Consider the following 26,657-nt stretch of genomic DNA (forward strand, 5'->3'; position numbering starts at 1 on the left):
GCAATTCCCCCCAACCGCGGCGCATTCGGCGGCCTCTGCCGGGGATTTACCCGGGGCGCGGCACCTGCAACTCTCTTCCCATGACGCAGACGGTCTCGCTCCCTCTCTGGCTCTTTCTCCTGATCCTGCTGTTTGCCGGTGTCACCTTCGCCTCGCACTTCCTCTTTCCCTCCGTGCGCTGGTTCTTCCGGCGGCGGCTGGAGAAGGCCGTGGCCCGGCTGAACACACGCCTCGCGCGGCCCATCGAGCCCTTCAAGCTGGCCCGTCGGCGCGACACGATCCAACGGGTAACTTACGCGCCACAAGTGCTCGCTGCCGTCACCGCGCACGCCAAGGCCGAGGGCATCCCCGAAGAGGTCGCCTTTGAGCAGGCCCGCCGCTACGCCCGCGAGATCGTGCCCGGCTTCTCCGCCTTCGCCTACTTCGGCTTTGCCATACGCGCCGCCAGATGGCTGGCCACCTCGCTCTTCCGCGTCCGCCTTGCCCGGCTGGATGAGGCCAAGCTGGCGGCCATCCCGACCGACGCCACCGTCGTTTACGTGATGAACCACCGCTCCAACATGGATTACGTGCTCGTCACCTACCTCGTAGCCCAACGCACCACGCTCTCCTATGCCGTGGGAGAATGGGCGCGGGTCTGGCCGCTGCGCACGCTGATCCGGGCGATGGGCGCCTACTTCATCCGCCGCAAATCCCGTGGCGAACTCTATCGCACGGTGCTGGCCACCTATGTTTCCGTGGCCACGCGAGCCCACGTGGCGCAGGCGATGTTCCCTGAAGGACGGCTCTCGCTCACCGGCGCACCGGGCGAGCCCAAGCTGGGGCTGCTGGCCTATATCACCGAGGCCGCGCAGGACGGCACCGAAGTGGTCTTCGTGCCCACCGCCCTCAATTATGACAGGGTGCTGGAAGACCGCGTGCTCATCGCCGCGCAGGGCGGCGGCGGCTTTCCCACCCGGATCCGCGTCGTCTTCCGGTGGCTGCTGCGGCGGTTGGTGATGCGGGTGCGTGGCATGTCACATCACCTTGGTTATGCGGCCGTCAGCTTCGGCGATCCGCTTTCGCTGTCCGGCTTCCCGGGCGATACCGAGGCGTTGGGGGGCGAGTTGATGCGCCGGATCGAGGCGGTGATGCCGGTGCTGCCGGTGCCTTTGCTCGCGTCGATGCTGCTGGAGGCAGGGGGGCCGCTGCCGCGCGCCGAACTGGAGCGCCGGTGGAACGCCCGGATCCGCCAGTTGGAAGCCGCCGATGTGGTGCTGCATGTGCCGCGTGGCAATCCGGCATATGCGCTGGAAAATGCCCTGCGCATCCTGCGCGACCGCAATCTGCTGTCTGAAACCCCGGAGGGTATCGCCGCTATCCGTGACGAAGCAGCGCTTTTCGCCTTCTACGCGGCCTCCGTTGCCACGCAGTTGGCGCAGGTTACAGATGCTGCAGATGCAACCTTGCCACGCTCCAGACTCCTGCCTGCCGATGATGCAGTTGCGAAGGGCACTGCCAAGGTTGACGCCGATCTGAAATCGAGTGAGACATAAAATTACAAATAAGACGTCAGTCGTATTGCAATATTGCGCAGGCATTCGTAGAACCCCGTGAGAGCACGGCGCGATTCTGCGCCGCAGAACGACCTGAGGAGAGAAGCCCATGGCTCTGGACACCACCGAAGCCCCGCAGGCCGCTTACGAGGCCGAGGAGAAAGAACTCTACGAAATCGGCGAGATGCCCCCGATGGGCTACGTGCCGCCCAAGATGTACGCGTGGGCGATCCGCCGCGAGCGTCACGGCGAGCCTGATGTTTCGTTTCAGAAGGAAGTGGTCGACACATGGGAGATCGACAGCCACGAGGTGCTCGTTCTCGTCATGGCCGCAGGCGTCAACTACAACGGTGTCTGGGCCGGTCTCGGCCAGCCGATCAGCCCCTTCGACGTTCACAAGCAAGATTATCACATCGCCGGCTCCGATGCTTCGGGCATCGTCTGGGCCGTGGGCGACAAGGTGAAGACCTGGAAGGTCGGCGACGAGGTGGTGATCCACTGCAATCAGGACGACGGCGACGACGAAGAGTGCAACGGCGGCGATCCGATGTTCTCGCCCACCCAGCGGATCTGGGGTTATGAGACGGGCGATGGCTCTTTCGCCCAGTTCACCCGCGTACAGGCGCAGCAACTCATGCCGCGCCCCAAACACCTGACATGGGAAGAGAGCGCCTGCTACACGCTCACCCTGGCCACCGCCTACCGGATGCTCTTCGGCCACCATCCGCACGAGCTGAAGCCGGGCCAAAACGTGCTGGTCTGGGGCGCGTCGGGCGGCCTCGGCTCCTACGCGATCCAGCTTGCCAACACGGCGGGCGCAAATGCCATTGGCGTCATTTCAGATGAGTCCAAGCGCCAATTCGTGCTCGATCAGGGCGCAAAGGGCGTCATCAACCGCAAGGATTTCAACTGCTGGGGCCAACTCCCCACGGTGAACAGTCCCGAGTATAACGAGTGGCTCAAAGAGGCCCGCAAGTTCGGCAAGGCGATCTGGGATATCACCGGCAAGGGCGTCAGCGTCGACATGGTCTTCGAGCACCCCGGCGAGGCGACCTTCCCGGTGTCGACGCTGGTCGTCAAGAAGGGTGGCATCGTGGTGATCTGCGCGGGCACCTCCGGCTTCAACACCACCTTCGACGTGCGCTACATGTGGATGCACCAGAAGCGCCTGCAAGGCTCCCACTTCGCCAACCTCAAGCAGGCCGCATCGGCCAACCGCCTGATGGTTGAGCGCCGGCTCGATCCCTGCATGTCCGAGGTGTTCCCCTGGGATGAGATCCCGGCAGCCCACATGAAGATGCTGAAGAACGAGCACAAGCCCGGCAACATGGCAGTGCTTGTGCAGGCCCCAAAGACCGGCCTGCGCACCCTCGAAGACGCGCTCGAAGCCCGCGCCAGCGGCCTCTGACCACAGCTCCGAGACCCCGCCGTGCATCCCTCATGCGCGGCGGGCTGTACTCGCTTAGGTTGTTTTTAATATTCACCGGGAGATGCCAGTTTCCCCGATTTTTTTGGCTGATTTACTAAACATCGCAACTAAATGCCTAAAAATTAACATCTCCCCATTTAAGGGGACCGCTTTTCCGCGAATTTTCCCGGGCGAAATCACATGCTAGGGTTGTGTTAATATGTCGTTAACCTTTAGGATTGAGGCTGCCTATGAAACACGAGTGGGTACTCGACGTCTTGGCCGATCTGCGGACCTACGCAGAGCGTAACAAGCTGACCGCGCTGGAGGGGAAGCTGCTGGAGACGATCGACGTCGCGCGTCATGAGACGGGCTGCGCGCCTGCATCGTTTAGGGGAGACGCTTCGGCGGACGGCGATGGCAGCTGTGCTGGAACAGTTTATCGAGGGCTTGCAGCAGGCGAGCACGCTTGACGATGTGCAAGCCAGCGTCTTCGATCTGCGCGATATCTACGAGGTCGAGCACGTCGTTTATCACTCCGTCAACGCCACCGGCGGGCAATACGCCGCGCTAACCTATTCCACCGACTGGGTCGATCAGTACCTTTCCAATGGATATGACCGGATCGACCCAGTGGTTGTAGGCTGCTACCAGCGTTTTCACCCGGTCGATTGGCGGCGGCTCGATTGGTCGGGCAAAGTCAGCCGCGATTTCATGGGCGAGGCGCAAAATGCCGGGGTTGGCAATCAGGGCTACACCGTGCCCATCCGCGGGCCCTCCGGGCAGTTCGCCATGTTCACCGTGTCCCATAACGCCAGTGACACGAAGTGGACGCGCTTCACCGAGGCCCACACCCGAGACCTCATCCTTGCGGCCCATTACCTCAACCAGAAAGCCCTCGAAATCGAGAATGGCGGCACCGCCAAGTCCACCGCCAGAGCGCTGTCCCCCCGCGAGCGCGACGCGCTGACCCTTCTGGCCCTCGGCTACAGCCGGGCCCAAGCCTCCGAAAGCCTCGAAATCTCCGAACACACCCTGCGCGTCTACATCGAAGGGGCCCGTTACAAGCTTGGCGCGATGAACACGACCCACGCGGTGGCTCTCGCCTTGGCGCAGGGACGGCTGGTTTTCTGAGCAGATCGGCAGAAGATTTACGCAATCTTAACGTGTCGTTTTTAGCTCATTAACAACTTTAACGATAAATTCCTAATCTGACTCCCGTTCCAAGCAACCATGACGGAGGGAGTCCCAATGTTGCGCTATATCTACGGTGAAGAGCTTTCCAAGTTTCCAAAACTGCGTGAGACCATGTTCCGCGACCGCGCCCGGCAATTCTCGGATCGGCTGGGCTGGGCGGTCACGGTCGATGCCGATGGGGCGGAGCGGGATGCCTATGACGCGATGAACCCGCTCTATGTCATCTGGCAGCGCGCCGATGGCAGCCACGGCGGGTCCATGCGGTTTTTGCCCACCATCGCCCCCTGCATGGTGAACGATCACTTCACCCACCTCACCGATGGCGTCACCATTTCCCACCCGCTGATCTGGGAATGCACCCGTTTCTGCCTCGCGCCGGAGGCCGAGGGGCGGGTGGCCGCCGCGCTCATGCTGGGCGGGGCCGAACTGGGGCAGGGCTTTCACCTGACTGACGCGGTCGGGGTGTTTGATGCCCGAATGGTGCGCATCTACGCCCGGCTTGGCTGGCCCCCCACGGTGCTCGGCACCTCCGGCAAGGGGCGCGAGGCCATCTCTGTCGGGCTGTGGCAAATGTCCGAGCCGACCCGCCTCGCCATGGCCCGCAAGGCCGGCCTCAGCCCGGCGCTCTCCCGCCACTGGTTCGACCGCGCCTTTGGCCGCCTTTCCGGCGCGCGCGAGGCGGTTTCGGCCTAGAAGCCCGGGGGCGGAGCAACTAAAGCCTTTCGGGTTCTGATCGTTGAACCCTGCAGCGCTTTTCGCGTTCGACCGAATGGAGAGTCAGCGAATAAGCGATTCAATGTGCACCCGAAAGGCTATAGTCTCCGCCCCATGACCCTCCCCGCACTCCACCTGTCCGACGACCAGGCCCAAGCCTGGGATACCCTGTCCGATGTGCTGCGCCGCCACGGTGTCGATCTCGACAACGAGGCAACGACGCCAATGGCAGAGGGGAAGGGAAGCGTGACGGCGGTGATGGGCAAGGCCGGCTCGGGCAAAACCCTGCTGCTCGCCCGGCTGGCCGATGCGCTGGCCGAAGCCGGGGTGGATGTGATCTCCGGCGATTGGGAGGGCAAACCCCGCAAGGATCGCCGCACCCTCGCCATCCTCGCCCCCACCAACAAGGCCGCCTCGGTGCTGCGCAATCGCGGCGTCGCGGCCACCACCATCCACCGCATCCTCTACACGCCGGTCTATGACCCTGAGTATGAACGCATCGCCGAGTGGTTGGCAGGGCAGGGCGACCGTCCCGAGCCGATGGAAGGGCTCACAGAGGCCGCGCTGGACCGTGCCTTTGCCGTCTATCAAACCCACAAATCGGTGCCCGCCGCGCTGGCCTCCGCTGGCCTTCGCGGCTCCGACTTCATCACCGGCTGGAAACGCCGCGAAGAGCCGCTCGATATCGGCTTCATCGACGAAAGCTCCATGCTTTCGGATGACCAGTTCGAAGACCTGCGCGAGATCTTCCAGGCGCTTGTGCTCTTCGGCGACCCGGCCCAGCTCGCACCGGTCAAGCAATCGGGCAACATGGTGTTCGACCGGCTGCCCGAGAAGCGCCGCCTCGAACTGCACCGCATCCACCGTCAAGCCGATGACAACCCCATTCTAGACCTCGCGCACGCGCTCGCCGATCCCGCCCTGTCCTTTCAGGACTTCGAGCAGATGGTCGCCGACAAGGCCCGCGCCGATGACCGCGTGGTAATGGCCGAGCGGGTCGAGGCCGCGCTCATGGCCCGCTCTCCCGTGCTGGTCTGGCGAAACAACACCCGAATCCGCCTGATCCACGCCTTCCGGGCCGCCTACCACGCTCCGCCCGACGCGCTGCTGCCCGGCGAGCCGCTGATCTGCGACGGGATCGAGCTGCCGATGAAGCACCGCAAAAAGCGGCTCGATCTTGAGGCGCGTGGACTGATCAAGGGCGCACAGGTCGTCTACCTCGGGCCGGGCAAGAAGGCGGGCTTCTCCAAGCTCCACGTCATCGGGGCCGAGCAACCGCAAGTCTCTGCGGCTTCCATCGTAAAAATCGAACTGCCCGACGAGGAAGAGCCCTTTATCCCCTATGCCGCCCGCATGGGCGCGACCTTCCTGCATGGGGCGGCGGTGACGATCCACAAGGCGCAGGGGTCACAATGGCCCTCCGTTCAGGTCTTCGCCCCCGATCTTTTCGTCGCCGCGCGGATGGGCCGCGAAGAGGCCGGCCAACCGCTGTGGAAACGCCTTGCCTATGTGGCCATCACCCGCGCCGAAGAGCGGCTTCTGTGGTGCACCCGCAACCGCCTCGCCCGGCCCACCGAGCCGCTCACCACGGCAGATCTTGAGGCCCCCGTGGCCCCGCTCACGCTGGAAGCGGAAGCGCCGGAGTAACTCCATCCCGCCAGCAGAAGCGCACCGTCATCCTCGGGCTCGACCCGAGGATCTCTAGCTGCCAGATCCCCGGGCCAGGCCCGAGGATGAGGCCTCAGTACCCCGCGCCCCGATCCACCAAGCCAATCAACGGCTCCCCGGCCTCGGCCCGGCGGATATTCTCCGCAACCGACTGGCTCGCGCTCCATGGCCTTGTTTCCGAGGCTGTATGCGCCGTCACCGTCACTTTGGGATGCGCCCAAAACGGGTGCCCCTCCGGCAACGGCTCCTCGCGAAACACATCCAGCGTCGCATGGGCCAATTGCCCGGACTCCAACGCTGCAACCAGTGCCGCATCGTCAATCAGCGGCCCCCGCCCGGGGTTAATCACAAATCCACCCTCCGCCATCGCCGCAAAGGCGCGCGTGCCCATCACATTCTCCGTTGCGGGCGTGTCGGGCAGTAGCAGCACCACGATCTCGGCTCCCTCCAAGGCCGCCATCAAGCCCGCATCGCCCGAAAAGCTCTCAACCCCGGCAATCTGCTTTTCGCTCCGCGACCAGCCCCTGACCCGAAAGTTCAGCGCCACCAGCGCCTCGGCGCAGGCCGTGCCCAAGGCACCCGTGCCCAGCACCGTCACCACCCGGTCACGCGCCAGTGGCGGGATCACGAATTTCCACTCATGTTCGGGGTTCACGATATGCCGGTCGATCCCGAGATGGTGGCGCAGCACCTGCCCCGTCACCCATTCCACCATGCCCTCGGTCAGCGAGGTGTCCACCATCCGCGCCAGAGGCATCGCCAGCGTGTCGTTGCCCACGATCTGCTCCACCCCGGCCCAAAGGCTCAAGGCGGCCTTGGCGCGGGTGAAGGGCGCAAAATCCTCTACCGGGCCATTTGGCGCAAAAACGATGTAATCCACATCACCCGCCGCCACCTCGCCGGGTTGAAACACCTGCGCGTCAAGCCCGGCCTCGGCCAAGGCGCGGGGCAGAGGGGCTTCGTATTGCTTCCAGAAGGTCGGGCGGGCGGAGAAGAGAATATTCAGGGTCATGCCGCGGACCCTATCTGCGCCCGCACCCGCCGCCAAGCCGCTCATCGGCCCGTGCGGCCCTCTCTGCAGATGCGATGCGAGGCAGCGCCGTCAGGCAAAGCCGCAAAGAGCTATCCCCGCCCTCGCGGTCGATGCACATGCGCGCTCTGCACCAGCCCAAAGGCCCCCAGCAGCACGATCATCGCCGAGCCGCCATAGCTCACCAGCGGCAAAGGTACGCCCACTACCGGTGCGAGGCCCATCACCATGCTCATGTTGACCGCGAAGAACAAAAAGAACGTCCCCGCAATCCCCAGCGTCAGCAGGGATGAAAACCGGTCGCGGTTCTTCAGCGCCGAGGCCACGCAGAACACGATTATCAGCACGTAAAGCAGCAACAGCGACACGCCGCCGACAAAGCCAAACTCCTCGGCCAGCGTGGTGAAGATGAAGTCTGTGTGCTTCTCGGGCAAAAAGTTGAGGCGGCTCTGCGTGCCTTCCATCAACCCCCGCCCTGTCCATCCGCCCGAGCCGAGGGCAATCTTGGATTGGGTGATGTGATAGCCCGCGCCCAACGGGTCGGACTCCGGATCAAGGAAGGTGTCGATCCGGCGATACTGATAATCCTTGAGCAGCTGCCACGCCGTCCCGCGTGAGGCCAGAACCGCCGTCACAAGCCCCGCCCCCGAGGCAAGGACCACGCCAAAGTAAAGCCAGTGCACCCCGGCGCAAAACATCACCATCGCCCCGCCGACGACAAGCAGCAGCGCGGTGCCAAGGTCGGGCTGGCGCAGCACCAGCGCCGTGGGCACGAGGATGATCAGCACCGGCAAGACCACCCAGAGTGGCCGCGATGTCTTGCCCACGTCCAGCCAGTCGTAATAGGCCGCAAGCAGCATCACGAGGGTGATTTTGGCAACTTCCGATGGCTGAAGCCGCATGAACCCAAGGTCGATCCAGCGCTGCGCCCCCATCCCGATATCGCCGAAAAGCTCAACGAACACGAGCAACAGCAGCGATCCGAGGTAGGCCAGCAAGGCAAGGTTGCGCCAAAAGTAAATCGGCACCATCGCCACAAGAAACATCAGCACGAGGCCAAGGGCAAAGCGCTTCATCTGCGGCTCCGCCCAAGGGCTCAGCGTGCCCCCGGCCACCGAGAAGAGCATCAGGAAGCCCACGGAGCACACGGCCACAAGCAGCACCACCAGCGCCCAGTTGATGTAGAGCACCTTGCTCAGGCCGGTCGGCACCGTCTCGCGGTTGTATTCAAGGTAACTCACGCCGCGCGTTCCCTCATGCCCGGTCGCTGGCTTCCTGCCGCAGGTCTTCGCGCAGCTTCAGATCCTTGCGCATTTCCTGCACCTGCCAGCGGCTCGCCTTCGGGTAGGCTTCCAGCGGCGGCAGCCCGCCGTAGAGCGCCTGAAGCATCACATCGCGGGCGATCGGCGCAGCCACCGCCGAGCCCCCGCCGCCGTGCTCCACAACCACCGAAACCGCGTACTTCGGGTTGTCGTAGGGCGCAAAGGCGACAAACAGCGCATGGTCGCGCTGCTCCCACGGCACATCCTGGTTGCGCACCACGACCGAGCGCACCTGGCTGGTGCCGGTCTTGCCCGCCATGGTCATGCCCTCGGCCACAATCCGGCTGCTCCGCGCGGTGCCCCGTGAGGAGTTCACCACGTTGTACATTCCCTTGCGCACCTGTTGCAGCGCGGTCGGCGAAATATCCAGCGGCTCCAGCCCCTTCACCTCGGTCTCGCGCCCGTCGACCGATTTGATGAGCCGCGGCTCGATTTGTGTGCCACTGGCCAGCCGTGAGGCCATCACCACGAGTTGCAGCGGCGAAGCCAGCACAAAGCCCTGCCCGATCGAGGCGTTCAAACTGTCGCCCACCACCCAATCCTGATCATAGCGCTCTGCCTTCCACGCCTTCGTGGGGGCGATCCCCTCTGCCACGGCGCTCATCGGCACATCATGGCGCACGCCAATGCCCAGCTTCTTGGCCATCGCCGAGATGTTCTCGATCCCCGCCTTCAGCGCCAGCTCGTAGTAGTAAACGTCACAGCTCTGCTGGAGCGAGGCATCAAGATCCACCCAGCCATGGCCCGAGCGCTTCCAGCAGTGAAAGCGGCGGCCCGAAACCTCCTTATGGCCCGGGCAATAAAACGTCTCGCCCGCCGTCACCACGCCCGCCTCCACGGCGGCCAGCGCGGTTATCATCTTGAAGGTCGAGCCCGGCGGATAAAGGCCCTGCGCCGCCTTGTTGGCCAGCGGGCGGTGGTCGTCTTCGGTGAGGCCTCGGTAGTCGGCCACCGATATGCCGCGCACAAAGAGGTTCGGGTCAAACGACGGGGCCGAGCCGATGGCCAGCAAATCGCCGTTGGTCACATCCATTACCATCGCCGAGGCGCTCTCATCGCCAAGCCGCGCCTGCACGAAGTTTTGCAGCTGGCTGTCGATGGTCAGCTGCAAATCGGTGCCCGAAACACCTTGCTGCCGGTCCAACTCGCGCATCACCCGGCCTGAGGCGTTCACCTCGATCCGCCGGTTGCCCGCCTTGCCCCGCAGCGGCTCCTCCCACTTGGATTCCACGCCGGTCTTGCCAATCTGAAACTGCGGCAGCTTCAGCAGCGGGTCCGGGTCTTCAATCTTGCTCAGGTCATAGTCGCTGACCCGGCCCACGTAGCCGATCACATGCGCCAGATCTTCGAGCATCGGATAATGCCGCGAAAGGCCAACTTCGGGCGAGATGCCGGGCAGGGCAGGGGCGTTCACCGCCACCTCCGAAAGCTGTTGCCAGCTCAGCCGGTCGGCGATGGTGTATTCGAGGAAGGGCGAGGATTTGCGGATTTCCTCCAGCGCCTCCGCCATCTCCTCATCGGAGATCGGGATGATCTTGCGCAGCCGCGCCAGCGTGTTCTCGATATCGCCGGCATCCTCCGGCACGATCACCACGCGATAGATCTGCTCGTTCACCGCAATCGGCCGCCCGTTGCGGTCAAAGATCAGCCCGCGCTCCGGCGGGATGAGCGAAAACTTGATCCGGTTTTCTTCGGCCAGCAGCCGGAAGGCGTCAGCCTGCTCCACCTGCATGTAGCGCATACGGCCCGCCAGCAGCGTGGCAAAGCCGCCCATCAGCCCGCCCATCACCAGCCCGCGCCGGGTGATCTTGCGAACGCTTTCCTCGGTATCCTTCGGCGCGCGCCTCATAGCCGGTGTCCCAACGCATCCACCTCACCCGGTGCCGCCTTGCGCAGCCCAAAGAGCATGTGTGAAGCCGCCACCACCAGCGGATAGGTCACAAGCGTCATTCCCATCTGCAACATCGCTACCCCCAGCGGCGGGCGCGGCACCATGAACAGCGCCAGCAGCGCCATGTTCGCCACCATCAGCACCACCATCAAAACGCCCGCCATTGCCCACTCCAACGGAAACGGCAACTCGCGTGAAAGGCCCTGCCGCGCGCGTAAAAACTCGGCGCCCAGCAGCACCAGCAGCGCCCAAAGCCCCGGCGGGCGCTGAAAGATGAAATCGGCCATCAGGAAAACGCCAACGATGAGGGCAGGGGGCACAAAGGCCGGGCGGCGCAGCACCCATGCGAAGGTAAGCGCCAACATCACATCGGGGCCGGGCATGCCGCCCGCCGTGGTGTCGAGCGGCAGCAAGCGGAAGAAGGCCAACGCCATGCACAGGCCCAGAAAGGCGGCGCGATAGGTCCAGATGCGCGCCGTGACCGGGTCAACCATCCGAGCCTCCCTCGGCCTGGCTCACCTCTTCGGGGTGCGGATTCGGCTGGCCTTCATGCGTCAGGATCAGCCCGCCGGGATCGGCAATCACCTCGGCCTCGTGGCTGCGCAGCACCCGCAAAAAGTCGAGCCGCTCGTAATCCGCTGAAAGTCGCACGCGCAGCCGCCCGTCACGCCCTTCCACCAGTTGCCCCACCAGCAGCCCGGCCGGGAACACCCCGCCATCGCCGGAAGACACAACCCGGTCGCCGGGCTGAACGCTGTCGCGATCTTCGATAAAGTCGAGCGGCGGCGCGGCGCGGTTGTCGCCCGCCAGCATCGCGTGCTGGCCCGAGGGCTGCACCGTCACCGGAATGCGGCTTGCGGCATCGGTCAGCAGGATCACACGAGAGGTCTGCTCACCAACCCCGGCAATCCGGCCCACCAGCCCCAGCCCGTCCATCACCGCCCAGCCATCACGAATGCCATCGCGCCGGCCCACATTCAGCAGCACCGACTGCCGAAAGGGCGAGCCGCTATCAGCAATCACCACACCCGACACGCTCGTCAGCCGCGGGTCCAGCCGCAGGTTGTTCAGCGCCAGCAGCTTGGCGTTCTGCTGCTCAAGCTGCACCGCAGCCTCTTTCCACGCCTTCATCTGCTGCAACTCGCGCCGCAGCTCCTGGTTCTGCTCGTAAAGCCGATTATAGCTCTGAAAGCTGTCGGCCATGTTGCCAACCTTCGTCGCGGGCACGCTCGCCCACTCAAAGCTCGGCACCACCGCGTCGATCAGATTGCTGCGAAACCGCTCCACCCGTGGGCTGTCGATCCGCCACAGCAAAAAGAGCCCGAAGCAAAGCACCACGAGCACAACGGTCAGGATGCGCCTGACCGGGCTGACATAGTCGATGTTCGTGTCTCTCTTCGCCAAGCGGGCAGCCTTTCCGCAAGGCCGCTCCCCAGCGTGCGGCCTCAGCTGTCGTAGTCTATCACATGCCTGAGCTGTTTTTCATATTCCAGCGCCTTGCCGGTGCCCAAGGCCACACAATTGAGTGACTCGTCGGCCACCGAGATGGCAAGCCCCGTCTGCTCGCGCAGCGCAAGGTCCAGCTCGCCCAACAGCGCGCCGCCCCCGGTCAGCATCACGCCCCGGTCAACGATATCGGCGGCCAGATCGGGCGGGGTGGCCTCCAGCGCCGTCATCACCGCCTCGCAAATCTGCTGCACCGGCTCGCTGAGGGCCTCGGCCACCTGCGCCTGGTTGATCTCGGTTTCCTTCGGCACGCCGTTCAGCAAATCGCGCCCCCGGATCTGCATCGAGGCTCCGCGCCCGTCATCGGGCATCCGCGCCGTGCCGATCGAGGTTTTCACCCGCTCGGCGGTGGCGTCCCCGATCAGGATGTTATGCTGGCGGCGCAGGTAGCTGACAATCGCCTCATCCATCCGGTCTCCACCGACGCGCACCGAGCGCGCATAAACAATGTCGCCCAGCGAAAGCACGGCCACCTCGGTCGTGCCGCCGCCGATATCCACCACCATGTTGCCGGTCGGATCGGTGATCGGCATGCCCGCGCCAATCGCCGCCGCAATCGGCTCGGCAATCAACCCGGCCCGCCGCGCGCCCGCGCTCAGCACAGACTGACGAATGGCCCGCTTCTCCACCGGGGTCGCGCCATGGGGCACGCAGACAATGATCTTGGGTTTGGTAAACGTGGTGCGCTTGTGGACCTTGCGGATGAAGTGCTTGATCATCTCTTCGGCAGTGTCGAAGTCGGCGATGACGCCCTCGCGCATCGGCCGGATCGCCTCGATGCTGCCGGGCGTGCGGCCCAGCATCAGCTTGGCGTCTTCACCCACAGCCAGCACTTCCTTGCGCCCGCCCTTGGTGTGATAGGCCACCACGGAAGGCTCGTTGAGGATCACTCCACGGCCCTTCACGTAAACCAATGTGTTGGCGGTGCCGAGGTCGATCGCCATATCCGACGAGAAAAGACCGCTCAGAAAAGCCATTCGAAGTTCACCCTTGCCCTATGCCACAGCACGTTCAGGGCACGACTCAGCCGCCCCCTCGGAACTTTCGGCTTATAGGGGCTTGGGCGGTTGAGGGACAAGGGGGCGCGATGGCCGAACACGGCAAGTTGCTGCCGGGTGCCGCGCCCCTTCGCCCCTCCCGGCGGCCCGGGCCCTCTTCGCAGCGGCGAAACTTGGGGCTAAAGTAAGCCCATGGTGGAGACAAAACCAAAAGAGCAGGATCTCTACGCCCCCGTCAAAGCCCTCCTCGAAGCCCAAGGCTACGAGGTGAAAGGCGAGGTGGGGGCGGCGGATGTGGTCGCAGTGCGTGCAAATGAGGCGCCCGTGGTGGTCGAGCTCAAGCTCGCCTTCTCGCTCGCCCTCATCCACCAAGGCATCGCCCGCCAATCGCTCACCGATGCCGTCTATCTCGCCGTCCCCCGTGGCTCGGGCCGCCGCTGGATGGCGGCGATGAAGCAGCACCGCACCCTCTGCCGCCGCCTCGGCCTCGGCCTCATCTACGTCCGCCTTTCCGATGGCCACACCCAAATCGCCCTCGACCCCGCGCCCTACCAGCCGCGCAAATCCGCCCCCCGCAAGGCCCGCCTGCTGCGCGAGTTCGCCCGCCGCGAAGGCGACCCGAACACGGGCGGTGCGGCGCGCAACGGCACCATCGTCACGGCCTACCGGCAGGATTGCATCCGGCTGGCCCAACACCTCGCCGCCAATGGCCCCTGCAAGGGGGCGCATGTCGCCAACGCCACGGGTGTCGAAAGGGCCACGCGGATGATGGCCGATGATCACTACGGGTGGTTTGAACGGGTAGACAAGGGTATCTACGCGCTCACTCCGAACGGCGCACAGGCGGTTGCCGGCGATGTGGAAGGCTAGGGCCTAGGCTTAAAATTGCCGCAGGTTATCAGAAGGTTGAATATGTATCAGGTGCAGTCGGCAGGTGACGCGAGGATCTTTGCCGCGCTCGATAAATGGATTCGGCTGCGGCACGGGCGCATTCTGGCATGGCTGGACAAGATGGAAGGCAGCACCGGACGCGTGCAGACGCCGGTGCTCCCGACCTGCCTGAACGACAAGTACACATGGCGCAAGATTTTCGATCGCAACCCGCTGTTTCGCATCGCCAGCGACAAGCTCGCCACGAAAGACTGGGTGGCGGAACAGGGCTACAAAATCGCATCCGCGCGGACGCTGTGGCAAGGCAACCGGCCCGCCGATATTCCCGAGGCGCTGCGGCTGAAACCGGGGTATCTCAAGGCTGCCCATGGCTCTGGCCGCAACATCGCCTTGGGGACAGATGCGCCGCCGCGCGATGAAGTGGTGGCAAAGGCAAAACGCTTTCTCAAGCAGGGGTACGGGCGCGGCGCGGGGCAGTGGGGCTACTACCGCGTGCCGCGACGCCTTCTCATCGAGGAAGACCTTGCCGGCGCGGCGCCGGCGGCAGACATCAAGTGTTTTGTCTTTGGCGGCCAAACGCAGTTTGTGGCGCATATCATGCCCCAGCCCGAGGGCGGCTACCGGGCCGATATGTTCGACTTCCACGATGGCAAGCTGGTGCGCTCTCCGCGTCAGTTCAAACCCGAGTATCCCCTGCTTGAGCAGCCATTGCCCAAAACCATCGAGCCCGCGCTGGCGCTGGCGCATGAGATTGGCGCGCAGTTTGACCATATGCGGGTGGATTTCCTGACAGACGGCACCTCGCTCTGGATGGGCGAGCTGACGGTCTACCCGCGCGGGGGGTTCCAGCGCGACTTCGGCACCGATCCAGATCACCCGGCAAACATGGCATGGGATTTGCGGCAAAGCTGGTTCATGCAAACCCCGCAAAAGGGTTGGCGCGAGGTCTATCGAAACGCGCTCTTGCGAACCTTGGAAGTACAGGTTGGGGAATGAGGGAACTTTGAGTTAGATGGACGCCGCGCCTTTGAATCCTCTCGCTCCTTTGAAGCCTCAATCTCGGGCGGATGGGCGTATTTTCGAGGTGGTCAACGCCTGGGCCCACCTGCGCCATCGTCGCATAATGAGATGGCTTGAGGCGCAGGAGCCGGGACAAAACCGGCGCATGAACGCGGCACTCCCCGATTGCGGGAATGACAAGTTCACATGGCGCAAGATCTTCGATCACGACCCGCGTTTCGTCACTCTCACAGATAAGCTCGCTTGCAAGGCTTGGGTCGCTGATCTCGGCCTCCCGATTCTCATCCCGCCAGTTCTCTGGCAAGGTGGGGATGCCGCCGACATCCCGCCGGACCTTTTACGCCAAGAGGTGCTGGTTAAAGCCAACCATAGCTGCGGCACCAATCTCTTTGCGGGTGCTGGCGGGCCGGATCGCGCGGAGATTGTGGCGCGTACCAACGCCTTCTTGCGCAACGGATACGGTAAGGGGGCGCGGCAGTGGGCCTACTTCGGAATCCCCCGCCAACTCTTCGTCGAACCGGTGGTTGGTGAGGGAGCGCCCTTGACCGAGATGAAGATCTACACCTTCGGTCGTTTCGTTGAACGCCTCATCCACATCGTCGATCGCTTCGGAGACATGGGGGCCGATGTCTGGGAGGATGAAGGCAAGGGTCTCCGGCTGTCGGATCGGAAGAGCAATATTACAAAGCGCGCGCCTAACCTGCCCTTGCCGGATTGCGCCTCGGAGGCGTTGAAAGCCGCCGCGGAGATCGGAGAGCGGTTCGATCACATGCGCGTCGATTTCCTGACCGACGGAACCCGATTTTGGCTGGGTGAGCTGACCGTCTACAATCTGGGCGGGCATCAGGGCCCGTTCGGTCATGCGCCTGATCATGCCACCAACCTCGCGTGGGATATCGGCAATACATGGTTCTGCCGCACGCCACAACGCGGGTGGCGTGAGCGATACAGACAGGCGCTGCTGCGCAGCGTAGCGGCGTCGCGGGGCGAATGAGGCCACTGCGGCCCGTCCAGATGGCGTTGCAGTCGGCTGTCTTGGGAAGACGGAAGCAGGTGCAGGTGTCGGCTTGCGGTGTTGGCCTGAGTACAACTGGCGCAGAGCGGGCAAAACCCCCTCTGCGTGGTTCTCAGTCAGCTCGGTGAGCTAATCGTAGGCAACACTTCACCCCGCGTCCTTGTAGCTCACTTCCCGGGTGTCCTTCCCGCCGAGCTTTTCCTTGCGCACCCGCAGCCGGTTCAGCGCGGTCACATAGGCCTTGCACGAAGCCACAACCGTGTCCGTATCGGCGGCCTCGCCAGTGGCCAGCACGCCCTCTTCCTCCATCCGCACCGTCACCGTTGCCTGCGCGTCAGTGCCCTCGGTCACCGCATGCACCTGATACAGCTGCAACCGCCCACCATGCGGATAAATCGCCTTTACCGCGTTGAAGGCCGCGTCCACCGGCCCGTCGCCCTGCGCGGTGGCCTGCTGGTCCACGCCGTCCACGCTCAGGGTGATATCCGCCGATTGCGGTGCTTCGGTGCCGCAAATCACCCGCAGGAACTTCACCTTCAGGTATTCCGCCGCCGGGTCGGTGCTGGCCTCACGCATCAGCGCCACCAGATCGTCGTCAAACACCTCTTTCTTGCGGTCCGCCAACTCCTTGAAGCGCACGAACACGTCCTTCAACTGGTTGTCGCCCATCTCATAGCCCAGCTCCGCCAGCTTCGAACGCAGCGCGGCCCGGCCCGAGTGCTTGCCCATCACCAGATTGGTGGCGCTGAGGCCCACATCCTCGGGGCGCATGATCTCGAAGTTCTCGGGGTTCTTCAGCATCCCGTCCTGGTGGATGCCGCTCTCATGGGCAAAGGCGTTCTTGCCCACGATGGCTTTGTTGGGCTGCACCGCAAAGCCGCTCACCGTGGCGACGCGGCGCGAGATATGCATGATCTTGGTGGTGTCGACGCCGGTGGTGAAGGGCATGATGTCATGCCGGGTCTTCACCGCCATCACCACCTCTTCCAGCGCGGTGTTGCCCGCGCGCTCGCCCAGCCCGTTGATGGTGCACTCGATCTGTCGCGCACCCGCCTCAACGGCGGCGAGGCTGTTGGCCGTCGCCATGCCCAGATCGTTGTGGCAGTGGGTCGCAAACACAGCATCGCCCGCGCCCGGGATCTCGGCTATCAGCCGGCGGATCAATTCGGCGCTCTCACGCGGGGCGGTGTAACCCACGGTGTCGGGGATGTTGATCGTGGTCGCGCCCGCCTTGATGGCGATTTCGATCACCCGGCAGAGATAGTCGAACTCGGTGCGCGTGGCGTCCATGGGCGACCACTGCACGTTGTCGCAGAGGTTTCGGGCGTGGGTGACCGTCTCGTGGATACGGTCGGCCATCTCGTCCTGCGTCAGGTTCGGGATTTGCCGGTGCAGCGGCGAGGTGCCGATGAAGGTGTGGATGCGCGGGGATTTGGCGTGCTTCACCGCCTCCCAGCACCGGTCGATATCCTTGAAGTTGGCGCGGGCGAGGCCACAGATCGTGGCGCTCTTCGCGGCGCGGGCAATCTCGCTGACGGCGGCAAAGTCACCCTCCGAAGCAATCGGAAAGCCCGCCTCGATGATGTCCACGCCCATTTCGTCGAGCAGGCTGGCAATCTCCAGCTTCTCGGCATGGCTCATGGTCGCGCCGGGCGATTGCTCGCCGTCGCGCAGGGTGGTGTCAAAGATCAATACGCGGTTTGCGTCGGACATCGGAAAATCTCTCTGGCTTGCTGTGCTTTTTCTCTGGGTGCTTCGGCGCGTCTATACCCCTGAGCGGTCGCGCCGGAAAGGCACGCTCAGAGGCAGGTAAGCAGAAGAAGCAGGCCAGCAAGGGGCAGGGCGACAACAGCGAGAAGGGGAAGCCGGGGGGCTTCCTCCTGACGGGCGATTGCGATGGCCCGCGGCTGGTTGTGGCGCTCTTGCGTCATGAAGGCGACTATACTGCCCGTTTGGTAAAAGGGAAGTGAAGATTTCCCCCGGCCCTCGTTGCGCACATTTGCGGCCCGTGCCGGCCTAGTCTGGCGGGTGGATCAGCGGCTTCAGACCTGTCGGAAAAAGCGCCGGCCCGCCTGCGTCCAGCCCGTCGAAGTCAAACCAGCGCACCGTGAAGGGCAGGCCGTTGTCCTCGCGCACCTCCAGCGAGTCGCTCTCCGTGAGTCGTCCCGGCGGCAGTGCAATCGGCGCGGCAAAAACCACCTCATGCCCTGTCTCGCCCTCGTGGGTGTAGATGTTTTCCATCACCACCGGCGGCCCGGTCACGGCAATCTCCAGCCCGAACTCCTCGGCCCACTCCCGCGCCAGCGCCTCTTCCCACCGCTCGCCAAATTCCACGCCACCGCCCGGCGGGCGCACGCCCTTGAGCCGCCCGGCATCGTCGCGCACCTCGGCGGCCAGCAGGGCAGAGCCGCGCCAGGCAAGGCCGATGGCCAGCACGCGAATGCGGGGGAGGGGGCGCCACTGTGTCATGTCGCCGCCATAGCACGCACCGGGCGGGTAGGGCAGGGGCCACCGCCACTTCCCCCCGCGCGATCAATCCCATAGCGTCGCCCCATGGCCCGCTACCTCGCCTCCCGCCTGATCTCCCTCGCGCTCTCGCTCGTCGCGGCCAGCGTGGTGATCTTCTTCATGCTCGAGGTGATCCCCGGCGATCCCGCAGCATTCATGCTCGGCCTCAATGCCAGCGAAGAGACCGTCGCCGCCCTGCGCAGCGAGCTTGGCCTCGATGGCAGCACGGTGCAGCGATACCTGCGCTGGATCACCGGGCTGGTGCAGGGCGATATGGGCACCTCCTACACCTACCGCGTCCCGGTCGAAGAGCTTATCGTGGACCGGCTCGCGGTGTCGGCGCCACTGGCCGCCTATGCGCTGGCGCTCTCCACGCTCATCGCCATCCCCGTCGGGTTGGTGGCGGCCGCCTTCCGGGGCCGCGCGGCGGATTACGGCATCATGGGGGTCACCCAGCTCGGCATCGCGGTGCCCAATTTCTGGTTCGGGATGCTGCTGGTGCTGGCCTTTGCCATAACCATCCCGCTCTTCCCCGCAGGCGGCTTCCCGGGATGGGACGCGGGCCTCTGGCCGGGGCTGAAGGCTTTGACCCTCCCCGCCATCGCGCTCGCCCTGCCGCAAGCCTCCATCCTCGCCCGCGTCATGCGCTCGGCTCTGGTCGAGGTCCTGGGGCAAGATTTCATCCGCACCGCCCGCGCCAAGGGCCTGACCCGCGCCCAAGCCCTCACCCGCCACGCCCTGCGCAACGCGCTGGTACCGGTGCTGACGATCCTCGGGTTGCAGTTTTCCTTCCTTCTCGCAGGCGCAATCATCATCGAAAACGTCTTCTACCTCCCCGGCCTCGGTCGCCTGATCTTTCAGGCCATCACCCAGCGAGACCTGATCGTGGTCGAAAGCGCCGTGATGCTCCTCGTCTTCGCCGTGATCTGCGTAACCTTCCTGACCGACATCGCCTACGGCCTCGCCGACCCACGGCTCAGGAGGCGCAGATGAACCAGAGGCCCCAACCGCAACGCAAGCCGTGCAGCGCCGTCCCGCGGGGGGGCGCAAGCAACGGCTGTGCGTGGCACTTTATGGCGCGGTTGTCATCTGCCCACAGAGGGAGGCGCTTGCCTAACCGAAGCGCCGCCCCGGGGGGCGGGACGGCGCTGCACGGCGCCTACGGCTTGATTCCGTGCAGGCCCACTCCATCGCCAGACCTTGCAGATCCGCTGGCGCACACAGGGCCCTACAACGCGGCCTCCATCCAGATGCCCACTCCAACACCCCACACGCAGCGCCGCCCCGCGCCACCCAAAACCGTGGCGCGCCACCATCAGCTCCGCGCTGCACTCCCCCTTACTCGAGCGCCGCAATGAAGCTCCCAGCCCAACTCGTCATCGGCGCCGCCCTCACCGCCGTCTTCGCCGCCGCCGCGCTGCTCTCCCTCGTCTGGACACCGCACTCCACCCTCGACCTCTCGATCGCCAACAAGCTCGCCGCGCCCAACGCCACCAACCTGCTGGGCACCGACCACCTCGGGCGCGACATGCTCTCCATGCTCATGGCCGGGGCGCGCACCTCCATCGCCGTCGCCCTCGTCGCCGTCACCATCGGCCTCACCATCGGCGTCCCCCTTGGCCTCACCGCCGCCGCCGCCCGTGGCTCCCTGCTCGACGAGGTCATCATGCGCGCGAACGACCTCACCTTCGCCTTCCCCTCCCTCGTCATCGCCATCCTCATCACCGCCACCTTCGGCCCCTCCGCGCTCAACGCTATCCTCGCCATCGGCATCTTCAACATCCCCGTCTTCGCCCGCGTCGCCCGCGGTGCGGCGCTGGGCACTTGGCAACGCGAGTTCATCCTCGCCGCCCGTGTGGCGGGCAAATCCCGCGCCCGGATCAGCGCCGAACACATCCTGCCCAACATCGTCAACCTGCTGGTGGTGCAGGCCACCATCCAGTTCTCGCTGGGCATCCTCGCCGAAGCGGGCCTCTCCTACGTTGGCCTCGGCGCACAGCCGCCGACCCCAAGCTGGGGCCGTATGCTGGCCGATGCGCAAACCTTCTTCTACGGCACCCCGCGCCTCGCCATGCTGCCCGCCTTTTCCATCGTCTTCATGGTCCTCGGCCTCAACCTCATGGGCGATGGGTTGCGTGACATGCTCGATCCCCGCCTGAGGCGCGCCGTCCAATGATCGCGCTGCAAAACCTCTCCCTCACCATCCATGGCACCCCGATCCTGCGCGAGGTCTCCCTTACCCTTGCCCCTGGCCAAATCCTCGGCCTCGTCGGCGAGTCAGGCTCCGGCAAGTCGATGACAGCCCTCTCACTCATAGGCCTCCTGCCGAACGGATCGCACACCACCGGCACCGCCATGCTGGACGGCGAAGACCTGCGCCAAGCCACCGAACGCCGCCTCTGCGCCCTGCGCGGCAATGAGATCGGGATGATCTTTCAAGAGCCGATGACGGCGCTGAACCCGATGCAACCCATCGGCACTCAAGTTGCCGAAACCCTGCGCATTCACGGCGCCGCCTCCCGCGCCGAGGCTGCCACCATCGCCCGCGAAAAGCTCGATCGCGTCGGTCTGCAAGACATCCCCGCCACCCGCTACCCGCATGAGCTGTCCGGCGGCCAGCGCCAGCGCGTCTGCATCGCCATGGCCATCGCCCTGCGCCCCCGCCTGCTCATCGCCGATGAGCCGACCACCGCGCTCGACGTCACCACACAGGCCCAGATCCTCGTCCTCCTGCGCGACCTCACCCGCGACGAAGGCATGGCCCTTTTGCTCATCACCCATGATCTCGCGGTGGTTTCCAACATGGCCGACGAGATCGCGGTGATGAAACAGGGCAGGGTGGTCGAGCACGGCCCCGCCGCCCGCATCCTCACCAACCACCGCCACCCCTACACTGCCGCCCTGCTCAAGGCCTCCGCCCACCAGCCGAACCGCGCCGCCACCCGCATTGAAGAAACGCCGCTCCTCTCGGTCCAAAACGCCACCCGCGAATACCCCACCCGCAAAGGCCCGTTCCGCGCGGTGAACGATGTGTCCTTCACCCTGCGTAAAGGCGAATCCCTCGGCCTCGTTGGCGAGAGCGGCTGCGGCAAATCCACCCTTACCCGCGCCATTCTTGGCCTTGATCCCCTGCAAGGCGGCACCATCGCGCTCGATGGCCAGCCCGTCTCGCCCGCCATGGGCTTCGAGCTGCGCCGCCGCCTCCAGATCGTTTTCCAAGACCCCTACGGCTCCTTCAATCCGCGCCACCGCACCGCCCGCCTCATCGCCGAGCCCTTCCACCTCACCGGCAAACCGCCCGACCTGCCCGCGCGCATCGCCGAAGCCCTCACCGCCGTTGGCCTCCACCCCGATGACGCCCACAAATATCCGCACGAGTTTTCCGGCGGCCAGCGCCAACGCATCGCCATCGCCCGCGCCCTTGTCACGCACCCAGAGCTGATCGTGCTCGACGAGGCGGTCTCGGCGCTCGACGTGCAAGTCCGCGCCACCATCCTCGACCTGCTCGCCCGCCTCCAAGCCGAGCGCGGCCTGTCCTACCTCTTCATCAGCCATGACCTCTCAGTGGTCCGCAACGTGACCGACCGGGTGCTGGTGATGAAAGCCGGCGAGATCGTGGAGGAAGGCGGCACCGAGCAGGTCTTCACCGCCCCCGCGCACCCCTACACGCGCCAACTCATCAAGGCCGCCCCGGTGCTCGCCGCGTAGGGTGGGCAATCTGTCCACCGCCACCCAGACACCGCCAAAATGGTATACCATCCCCCTTCCCAACCCGGCCCCACCAACCTAACCTCCCAACCGGAGGAGCCCATCATGACAGACATCACCGCAGGCTGGTTCGACCCCAGCGAATACCTCATCGCGGGCCAGTGGCACGACGCCCCCGCCACGCTCCCCATCGAAGATCCCTCCACCGGTGCCGAAATCGGTGCCATCGCCCGCTGCGGCGCAGCCGAGGTCTCCGACGCTGTCGCCGCCGCCCAAACCGCGCTGGATGGTGAATGGGGCGGCCTCACTGCCGCCGAGCGGGGCCGCATCCTCCTGCGCCTCTCCCGCCTGATCGAGGAGCGCGCCGAAGCCCTTGCCATGCTGGAGGCCCGCGACGTCGGCAAACCCCTCACCCAGGCCCGCGCCGACGCCCGCGCGCTGGCCCGCTACATGGAGTTCTACGGCGGCGCGGCAGACAAGATCGCGGGCCAAACGCTGCCCTACCTCGACGGCTACACCGTCTACACCCTGCGCGAACCGCATGGGGTGACCGGACATATCATCCCGTGGAACTACCCGATGCAGATCATCGGCCGCTCGGTCGGCGCGGCGCTCGCCATGGGCAACGCCTGCGTGCTGAAACCGGCGGAAGAGGCCTGTCTGACGGCCCTCGCTTTCGCACGCCTCGCGGATGAGGCGGGCCTGCCCCCCGGCGCGCTCAATGTCGTCCCCGGCACAGGCGAGGAGGCGGGCGCCGCGCTCTCCCGCAATCCGGGCGTCCGCCACCTCAGCTTCACCGGCTCGGCGGGCGTCGGCACGCTCATCCAGCAGGCGGCGGCCCATAACATCACCCCCGTCACCCTCGAACTCGGCGGCAAGAGCCCCCAGATCGTCTTCGCCGACGCCGATCTCGACGCCGCCATGCCCTTCCTGCTCTCCGCCGGGATCCAGAACGCGGGGCAAACCTGTTCCGCCTCCTCTCGCATCCTCGTCGAACGCCCGCTCTGGGAAGAGGCGATGGCCCGCATGTCCGAGGCCTACACCAAGCTCGCCACCGCCCCCGCGCTGGAAGACGCGGACCTCGGCCCGCTCATCTCCGCCCGCCAAAAGCAGATCGTGCAAGGCTACCTCTCCCGTGACGAGGGCCTGCAACTTCTCGCCGAAGGCCATGTCTCCCAAAGCGCCCCGGCGGCGGGCCACTACATCGCCCCCCGCCTCTACGCCACCACCGACCCGGCCCACATCCTCGCGCAGGAAGAGATCTTCGGCCCCGTGCAGGTGATGATCCCCTTCGAGGGCGAAGAGCAGGCCGTCGCCATCGCCAACGGCACTGGCTACGGGCTGGTGGCCTCCATCTGGTCCGAGAATGGCGCGCGGCAAATGCGCATGGCCAAGCGGCTGAAGGCCGGTCAGGTCTTTATCAACAACTACGGGGCAGGGGGCGGCGTCGAGCTGCCCTTCGGCGGGGTAGGCCGCTCCGGCCACGGGCGCGAAAAGGGCTTCGAGGCGCTCTACGGATTTTCACAACTCAAGACGGTGGCGGCAAAACATGGCTGACATCTTCCCGAACCGCTTCGCAAACCGCAAAGCCATCATCACCGGCGGCGCCTCCGGCATCGGCCTTGCCGCCGCGCTGCGGATGCAGGCCGAAGGGGCCACGGTGACGGTCTGGGACGTGAACGAAGCCGCCCTCGCCGCCGCCGAGGCCGAAGGCCTCACCCCGGCCCTTGTCGATGTGACCAACCCCCAAGGCGTCGAAGCCGCGATGAAATCCGCCGCCGCGGCGATGGGTGGGCTCGATATCCTTGTCTGCTCCGCAGGCATAACCGGCCCCAACGTGCCGACGTGGGAGTATCCGCTGGACGATTGGCACGCGGTGACCAACCTCAACTTCCACGGCGTCTACTACTGCTGCCGTGTCGCCGCGCCCCTGATGAAATCCGCAGGCTATGGCCGCATCGTCAACATGGCCTCCGTCGCGGGCAAGGAGGGCAACCCCAACGCCCCCGCCTACAGCGCCACCAAGGCCGCCGTCATCGGCCTCACCAAGTCGCTCGGCAAGGAGCTGGCCGACACAGCCGTCACCGTCAACTGCATCGCCCCGGCAGCGGTCGAGTCCCCTATCTTTGACCAGATGACCCCCGAGTTCATCGCCTACATGAAAAGCAAAATCCCGATGAACCGCTTCGGCACCCCCAACGAGATCGCCGCCATGATCTGCTGGCTCGCCTCGCCCGAAGCCAGCTTCACCACCGGCGCCTGCTTCGACCAGTCGGGCGGCCGGGCAACGTTCTGAAACCCGGCGCAGCCGCCCGGCGCCTTCAACCCTGAACGCCCACGGTCCGGACTCACCCCGGTCCCTGATCCCGCCACCGCCCTACCGACCCAAATGTCCGGTCCTTAACCCCGCATTAAGGTTAACGCGCTCCCCCCTGTTCATTTTCTTGCTGCAAATATCTCCGGGGGTGTGGGGGAAGCGCCCCCCCTCCCACACCAGCCCCCCGCGCCACCGTGCCCCCCCTTGCACCCCGCCCCCACATGCCCTCTGATCCCGCCACCAACAGGGAGGACGAACCATGAGACTCACGGGCAAACGTGCCATCGTCACCGGCGGCGGCTCTGGCTTCGGCGCGGGCATTGCCCGCAAGTTCGCCGCCGAGGGGGCCGAGGTGCTCGTCACCGACATCAACGCCGAGGCGGCCATGGCCGTGGCCGATGAAATCGGCGGCAAGGCCCTCGCAATGGATGTCACCCTGCTCGCCGATTGGGAGGCTCTCGCCACGAGCCATCCCGCCGACATTCTGGTGAACAACGCCGGTGTCACCCACCTTCCCGCGCCGATGGAGGAGGTTTCCGAGGACGACTTCGACAAGGTCGCTGCCGTCAACATGAAGTCGATCTACTACTCCGCCCGCACCGTCATCGCCGCGATGAAGGGCAGGGGGGCCGGGGCGGTGCTCAACATCGCCTCCACCGCCGGCCTCTCGCCCCGCCCGCGCCTTAACTGGTACAACGCTTCCAAGGGCTGGGTCGTCACGGCTACCAAGGCCATGGCGGTGGAGCTTGCGCCCGAGGGCGTGCGGGTAAACGCGCTCTGCCCGGTGGCGGGCGAAACGCCCCTGCTGGCCAGCTTCATGGGCGAGGATACCCCCGAGATGCGCACCAAGTTCCTCTCCACCATCCCCCTCGGGCGCTTCTCCACCGCCGAAGACCTCGGCAACGCCGCCTGCTTCCTCTGCTCTGACGAGGCAGGCATGATCACCGGCGCCACGCTGGAGGTGGATGGCGGGCGCTGCATATGAGCCTGCCTCCGGTCTGGTGGGCGGCGGTGCACGGAATGGCGGCGGCCCTCACCGCGCTGCTGGTGGCATGGCTCTGCACGCTGGGCTTTGGCGCGCCGCCGAGCCTCCTTTTGCGCCACTTTACCGAAATGCTCCAGCCGCTGCTCTTCCTCCTCCTGCTGATGGGGGCGCTGCTTGGCCTGCATGGGCAGCCATGGCGCGGCACTTGGGTCTGCCTCTCGGCGCTCGCCGTCCTCGGCGTTGCGCTGTCCTTCCTCGGCTACGTCGTGCCTCTTGGCCAATTGCGCTTCGCTCTCGCTGCCGCCCCTGGGGCCGGTGCTGCCCTGTTCGCCAGCCTGCCGCTGCTCTGGCCGCTCGCCCTGCTTGCGGCGCTGATCTGGCACCTCACCCACGTCTGGCGCAGGCACCCCTCTGGTGGGCGCCTCGCAGTCGCAGCCGGCGTGCTCTGGCTCGGGCTGGCCCTCGCCGCCATAGTCCTGCCGGTCCTCTTCCCACCAGCCCCTGCCGCCGCGCCAAACCCTTTCGCCTCCGTGGACGACATCATGCAATCGACCGCGCCCACGCATCTGCCTGCGTCCCCGCTCTCCACACCGGCCCACATCCTTCCAGACCCATGGCTGCTGCCGTTCTATGGCGTCCTCCGCGCTCTGCCGGGCAAGCTGACAGGGCTCGCCGCCCTCGGCCTGTCCCTGCTGGTCTGGGTCGCTCTGCCCTGGCTCGACCGGCACCGCGCCCAGCCCCTTTGGGCGCGCGGGGCCAGCGGCGGTGTTGCCGTGGCGATCGCGCTGTGCCTGCTGTTGCTGGGTTGGATCGGCACCCTCGGGCCAGACGCGGAAGGGTGGCTCTTTCCGCAACTGCTCACCGCAAGCTATTTCGCGCTCTTCCTGCTGGGCCTGCCGCTGGCGTCGCGCTGCTTGCCCGCCGCCCAGGCGGGCGGCTAGGGT

General features: G+C 65.4%; 23 protein-coding genes. 15 read left to right on the forward strand and 8 right to left on the reverse strand.

The features are described from left to right. Positions 1 to 80: 80 nt before the first annotated feature. From ACXAG6_RS07470 to ACXAG6_RS07490, 5 genes are all read left to right on the forward strand, one after another. The gene (locus tag ACXAG6_RS07470) at positions 81 to 1,535 is read left to right on the forward strand and encodes a 1-acyl-sn-glycerol-3-phosphate acyltransferase (protein ID WP_475336610.1); all 1,455 of its coding nucleotides are present in this window, start codon (positions 81 to 83) and stop codon (positions 1,533 to 1,535) included. A gap of 109 nt (positions 1,536 to 1,644) precedes the next feature. Continuing rightward, positions 1,645 to 2,943 carry a crotonyl-CoA carboxylase/reductase gene (gene ccrA, locus ACXAG6_RS07475; protein ID WP_475336612.1) on the forward strand — a complete coding sequence of 433 codons (1,299 nt, stop codon included), beginning with the start codon at positions 1,645 to 1,647 and terminating at the stop codon, positions 2,941 to 2,943. Between the two features lie 417 nt (positions 2,944 to 3,360). After that, complete coding sequence (locus ACXAG6_RS07480; RefSeq protein WP_475336615.1) at positions 3,361 to 4,077, forward strand: helix-turn-helix transcriptional regulator; 717 nt, start codon at positions 3,361 to 3,363, stop codon at positions 4,075 to 4,077. Between the two features lie 117 nt (positions 4,078 to 4,194). Continuing rightward, a complete protein-coding gene (locus ACXAG6_RS07485; protein ID WP_475336617.1) occupies positions 4,195 to 4,833 on the forward strand; it encodes an acyl-homoserine-lactone synthase in 639 nt (212 codons plus the stop codon). 135 nt (positions 4,834 to 4,968) lie between these two features. Then, entirely contained in the window at positions 4,969 to 6,501 is a 1,533-nt protein-coding gene (locus ACXAG6_RS07490) for an AAA family ATPase (protein ID WP_475336619.1), read from the forward strand. Positions 6,502 to 6,595: 94 nt separating this feature from the next. Here ACXAG6_RS07490 and ACXAG6_RS07495 read toward each other — a convergent pair whose 3' ends face one another. From ACXAG6_RS07495 to ACXAG6_RS07520, 6 genes are all read right to left on the reverse strand, one after another. Continuing rightward, positions 6,596 to 7,534 carry a 2-hydroxyacid dehydrogenase gene (locus tag ACXAG6_RS07495; protein WP_475336621.1) on the reverse strand — a complete coding sequence of 313 codons (939 nt, stop codon included), beginning with the start codon at positions 7,532 to 7,534 and terminating at the stop codon, positions 6,596 to 6,598. A gap of 110 nt (positions 7,535 to 7,644) precedes the next feature. Further along, entirely contained in the window at positions 7,645 to 8,793 is a 1,149-nt protein-coding gene (rodA, locus tag ACXAG6_RS07500) for a rod shape-determining protein RodA (RefSeq protein ID WP_475336624.1), read from the reverse strand. 13 nt (positions 8,794 to 8,806) lie between these two features. Beyond that, positions 8,807 to 10,723, reverse strand: coding sequence for a penicillin-binding protein 2 (mrdA, locus tag ACXAG6_RS07505; protein WP_475336627.1), 1,917 nt, complete (start codon positions 10,721 to 10,723; stop codon positions 8,807 to 8,809). Next, on the reverse strand, positions 10,720 to 11,259 hold the full coding sequence (locus ACXAG6_RS07510; protein WP_140013318.1) for a rod shape-determining protein MreD: 540 nt from the start codon (positions 11,257 to 11,259) through the stop codon (positions 10,720 to 10,722). Before ACXAG6_RS07510 ends, mrdA begins: the two co-directional genes overlap by 4 nt. Beyond that, entirely contained in the window at positions 11,252 to 12,169 is a 918-nt protein-coding gene (mreC, locus tag ACXAG6_RS07515; protein ID WP_475336630.1) for a rod shape-determining protein MreC, read from the reverse strand. Before mreC ends, ACXAG6_RS07510 begins: the two co-directional genes overlap by 8 nt. A gap of 41 nt (positions 12,170 to 12,210) precedes the next feature. Next, the gene (locus ACXAG6_RS07520; protein WP_140013320.1) at positions 12,211 to 13,248 is read right to left on the reverse strand and encodes a rod shape-determining protein; all 1,038 of its coding nucleotides are present in this window, start codon (positions 13,246 to 13,248) and stop codon (positions 12,211 to 12,213) included. Positions 13,249 to 13,461: 213 nt separating this feature from the next. On the opposite strand from ACXAG6_RS07520, the gene ACXAG6_RS07525 reads away from it, so the two are divergent. The 3 genes from ACXAG6_RS07525 (at position 13,462) to ACXAG6_RS07535 (ending at position 16,174) form a co-directional block, all read left to right on the forward strand. Next, positions 13,462 to 14,139 (forward strand): DUF2161 domain-containing phosphodiesterase, encoded by a 678-nt coding sequence (locus ACXAG6_RS07525; protein ID WP_475336632.1) that lies wholly within the window; start codon positions 13,462 to 13,464, stop codon positions 14,137 to 14,139. Positions 14,140 to 14,181: 42 nt separating this feature from the next. Continuing rightward, a complete protein-coding gene (locus ACXAG6_RS07530; RefSeq protein ID WP_475336635.1) occupies positions 14,182 to 15,156 on the forward strand; it encodes an ATP-grasp fold amidoligase family protein in 975 nt (324 codons plus the stop codon). A 169-nt stretch (positions 15,157 to 15,325) separates the two neighbouring features. Next, complete coding sequence (locus tag ACXAG6_RS07535; protein ID WP_475336638.1) at positions 15,326 to 16,174, forward strand: ATP-grasp fold amidoligase family protein; 849 nt, start codon at positions 15,326 to 15,328, stop codon at positions 16,172 to 16,174. A gap of 168 nt (positions 16,175 to 16,342) precedes the next feature. Here ACXAG6_RS07535 and ACXAG6_RS07540 read toward each other — a convergent pair whose 3' ends face one another. Further along, entirely contained in the window at positions 16,343 to 17,908 is a 1,566-nt protein-coding gene (locus tag ACXAG6_RS07540; protein WP_475336640.1) for a 2-isopropylmalate synthase, read from the reverse strand. A 303-nt stretch (positions 17,909 to 18,211) separates the two neighbouring features. Further along, entirely contained in the window at positions 18,212 to 18,664 is a 453-nt protein-coding gene (locus tag ACXAG6_RS07545) for an NUDIX hydrolase (RefSeq protein ID WP_475336642.1), read from the reverse strand. A gap of 84 nt (positions 18,665 to 18,748) precedes the next feature. Between ACXAG6_RS07545 and ACXAG6_RS07550 the strand changes: the two genes are divergently transcribed. The 7 genes from ACXAG6_RS07550 (at position 18,749) to ACXAG6_RS07580 (ending at position 26,654) form a co-directional block, all read left to right on the forward strand. Then, complete coding sequence (locus tag ACXAG6_RS07550; RefSeq protein WP_475336644.1) at positions 18,749 to 19,696, forward strand: ABC transporter permease; 948 nt, start codon at positions 18,749 to 18,751, stop codon at positions 19,694 to 19,696. A gap of 361 nt (positions 19,697 to 20,057) precedes the next feature. Then, positions 20,058 to 20,879 (forward strand): ABC transporter permease, encoded by an 822-nt coding sequence (locus ACXAG6_RS07555; RefSeq protein WP_475336646.1) that lies wholly within the window; start codon positions 20,058 to 20,060, stop codon positions 20,877 to 20,879. Next, on the forward strand, positions 20,876 to 22,411 hold the full coding sequence (locus ACXAG6_RS07560) for an ABC transporter ATP-binding protein (protein ID WP_475336648.1): 1,536 nt from the start codon (positions 20,876 to 20,878) through the stop codon (positions 22,409 to 22,411). Before ACXAG6_RS07555 ends, ACXAG6_RS07560 begins: the two co-directional genes overlap by 4 nt. Positions 22,412 to 22,516: 105 nt before the next feature. Next, positions 22,517 to 23,968: an aldehyde dehydrogenase family protein gene (locus ACXAG6_RS07565; RefSeq protein WP_475336651.1), complete on the forward strand. Its 1,452-nt coding sequence runs from the start codon at positions 22,517 to 22,519 to the stop codon at positions 23,966 to 23,968. Continuing rightward, positions 23,961 to 24,707, forward strand: coding sequence for an SDR family NAD(P)-dependent oxidoreductase (locus ACXAG6_RS07570; protein WP_475336653.1), 747 nt, complete (start codon positions 23,961 to 23,963; stop codon positions 24,705 to 24,707). Before ACXAG6_RS07565 ends, ACXAG6_RS07570 begins: the two co-directional genes overlap by 8 nt. A gap of 280 nt (positions 24,708 to 24,987) precedes the next feature. Then, positions 24,988 to 25,713 carry a glucose 1-dehydrogenase gene (locus tag ACXAG6_RS07575; RefSeq protein WP_475336655.1) on the forward strand — a complete coding sequence of 242 codons (726 nt, stop codon included), beginning with the start codon at positions 24,988 to 24,990 and terminating at the stop codon, positions 25,711 to 25,713. Then, positions 25,710 to 26,654 (forward strand): hypothetical protein, encoded by a 945-nt coding sequence (locus tag ACXAG6_RS07580; RefSeq protein ID WP_475336658.1) that lies wholly within the window; start codon positions 25,710 to 25,712, stop codon positions 26,652 to 26,654. The genes ACXAG6_RS07575 and ACXAG6_RS07580 overlap by 4 nt, the downstream gene beginning before the upstream one ends. Positions 26,655 to 26,657 lie beyond the last annotated feature (3 nt).

Source organism: Vannielia sp. ABF1_015, assembly GCF_056160745.1.

Bases quoted from the DNA above. Each gene is read 5' to 3' on its own strand.
- ACXAG6_RS07470 (WP_475336610.1), top strand. From the start codon at position 81: ATGACGCAGACGGTCTCGCTCCCTCTCTGGCTCTTTCTCCTGATCCTG.
- ccrA (WP_475336612.1), top strand. From the start codon at position 1,645: ATGGCTCTGGACACCACCGAAGCCCCGCAGGCCGCTTACGAGGCCGAG.
- ACXAG6_RS07480 (WP_475336615.1), top strand. From the start codon at position 3,361: ATGGCAGCTGTGCTGGAACAGTTTATCGAGGGCTTGCAGCAGGCGAGC.
- ACXAG6_RS07485 (WP_475336617.1), top strand. From the start codon at position 4,195: ATGTTGCGCTATATCTACGGTGAAGAGCTTTCCAAGTTTCCAAAACTG.
- ACXAG6_RS07490 (WP_475336619.1), top strand. From the start codon at position 4,969: ATGACCCTCCCCGCACTCCACCTGTCCGACGACCAGGCCCAAGCCTGG.
- ACXAG6_RS07495 (WP_475336621.1), bottom strand. From the start codon at position 7,534: ATGACCCTGAATATTCTCTTCTCCGCCCGCCCGACCTTCTGGAAGCAA.
- mrdA (WP_475336627.1), bottom strand. From the start codon at position 10,723: ATGAGGCGCGCGCCGAAGGATACCGAGGAAAGCGTTCGCAAGATCACC.
- ACXAG6_RS07510 (WP_140013318.1), bottom strand. From the start codon at position 11,259: ATGGTTGACCCGGTCACGGCGCGCATCTGGACCTATCGCGCCGCCTTT.
- ACXAG6_RS07520 (WP_140013320.1), bottom strand. From the start codon at position 13,248: ATGGCTTTTCTGAGCGGTCTTTTCTCGTCGGATATGGCGATCGACCTC.
- ACXAG6_RS07525 (WP_475336632.1), top strand. From the start codon at position 13,462: ATGGTGGAGACAAAACCAAAAGAGCAGGATCTCTACGCCCCCGTCAAA.
- ACXAG6_RS07530 (WP_475336635.1), top strand. From the start codon at position 14,182: ATGTATCAGGTGCAGTCGGCAGGTGACGCGAGGATCTTTGCCGCGCTC.
- ACXAG6_RS07535 (WP_475336638.1), top strand. From the start codon at position 15,326: ATGAACGCGGCACTCCCCGATTGCGGGAATGACAAGTTCACATGGCGC.
- ACXAG6_RS07540 (WP_475336640.1), bottom strand. From the start codon at position 17,908: ATGTCCGACGCAAACCGCGTATTGATCTTTGACACCACCCTGCGCGAC.
- ACXAG6_RS07545 (WP_475336642.1), bottom strand. From the start codon at position 18,664: ATGACACAGTGGCGCCCCCTCCCCCGCATTCGCGTGCTGGCCATCGGC.
- ACXAG6_RS07550 (WP_475336644.1), top strand. From the start codon at position 18,749: ATGGCCCGCTACCTCGCCTCCCGCCTGATCTCCCTCGCGCTCTCGCTC.
- ACXAG6_RS07555 (WP_475336646.1), top strand. From the start codon at position 20,058: ATGAAGCTCCCAGCCCAACTCGTCATCGGCGCCGCCCTCACCGCCGTC.
- ACXAG6_RS07560 (WP_475336648.1), top strand. From the start codon at position 20,876: ATGATCGCGCTGCAAAACCTCTCCCTCACCATCCATGGCACCCCGATC.
- ACXAG6_RS07565 (WP_475336651.1), top strand. From the start codon at position 22,517: ATGACAGACATCACCGCAGGCTGGTTCGACCCCAGCGAATACCTCATC.
- ACXAG6_RS07570 (WP_475336653.1), top strand. From the start codon at position 23,961: ATGGCTGACATCTTCCCGAACCGCTTCGCAAACCGCAAAGCCATCATC.
- ACXAG6_RS07575 (WP_475336655.1), top strand. From the start codon at position 24,988: ATGAGACTCACGGGCAAACGTGCCATCGTCACCGGCGGCGGCTCTGGC.
- ACXAG6_RS07580 (WP_475336658.1), top strand. From the start codon at position 25,710: ATGAGCCTGCCTCCGGTCTGGTGGGCGGCGGTGCACGGAATGGCGGCG.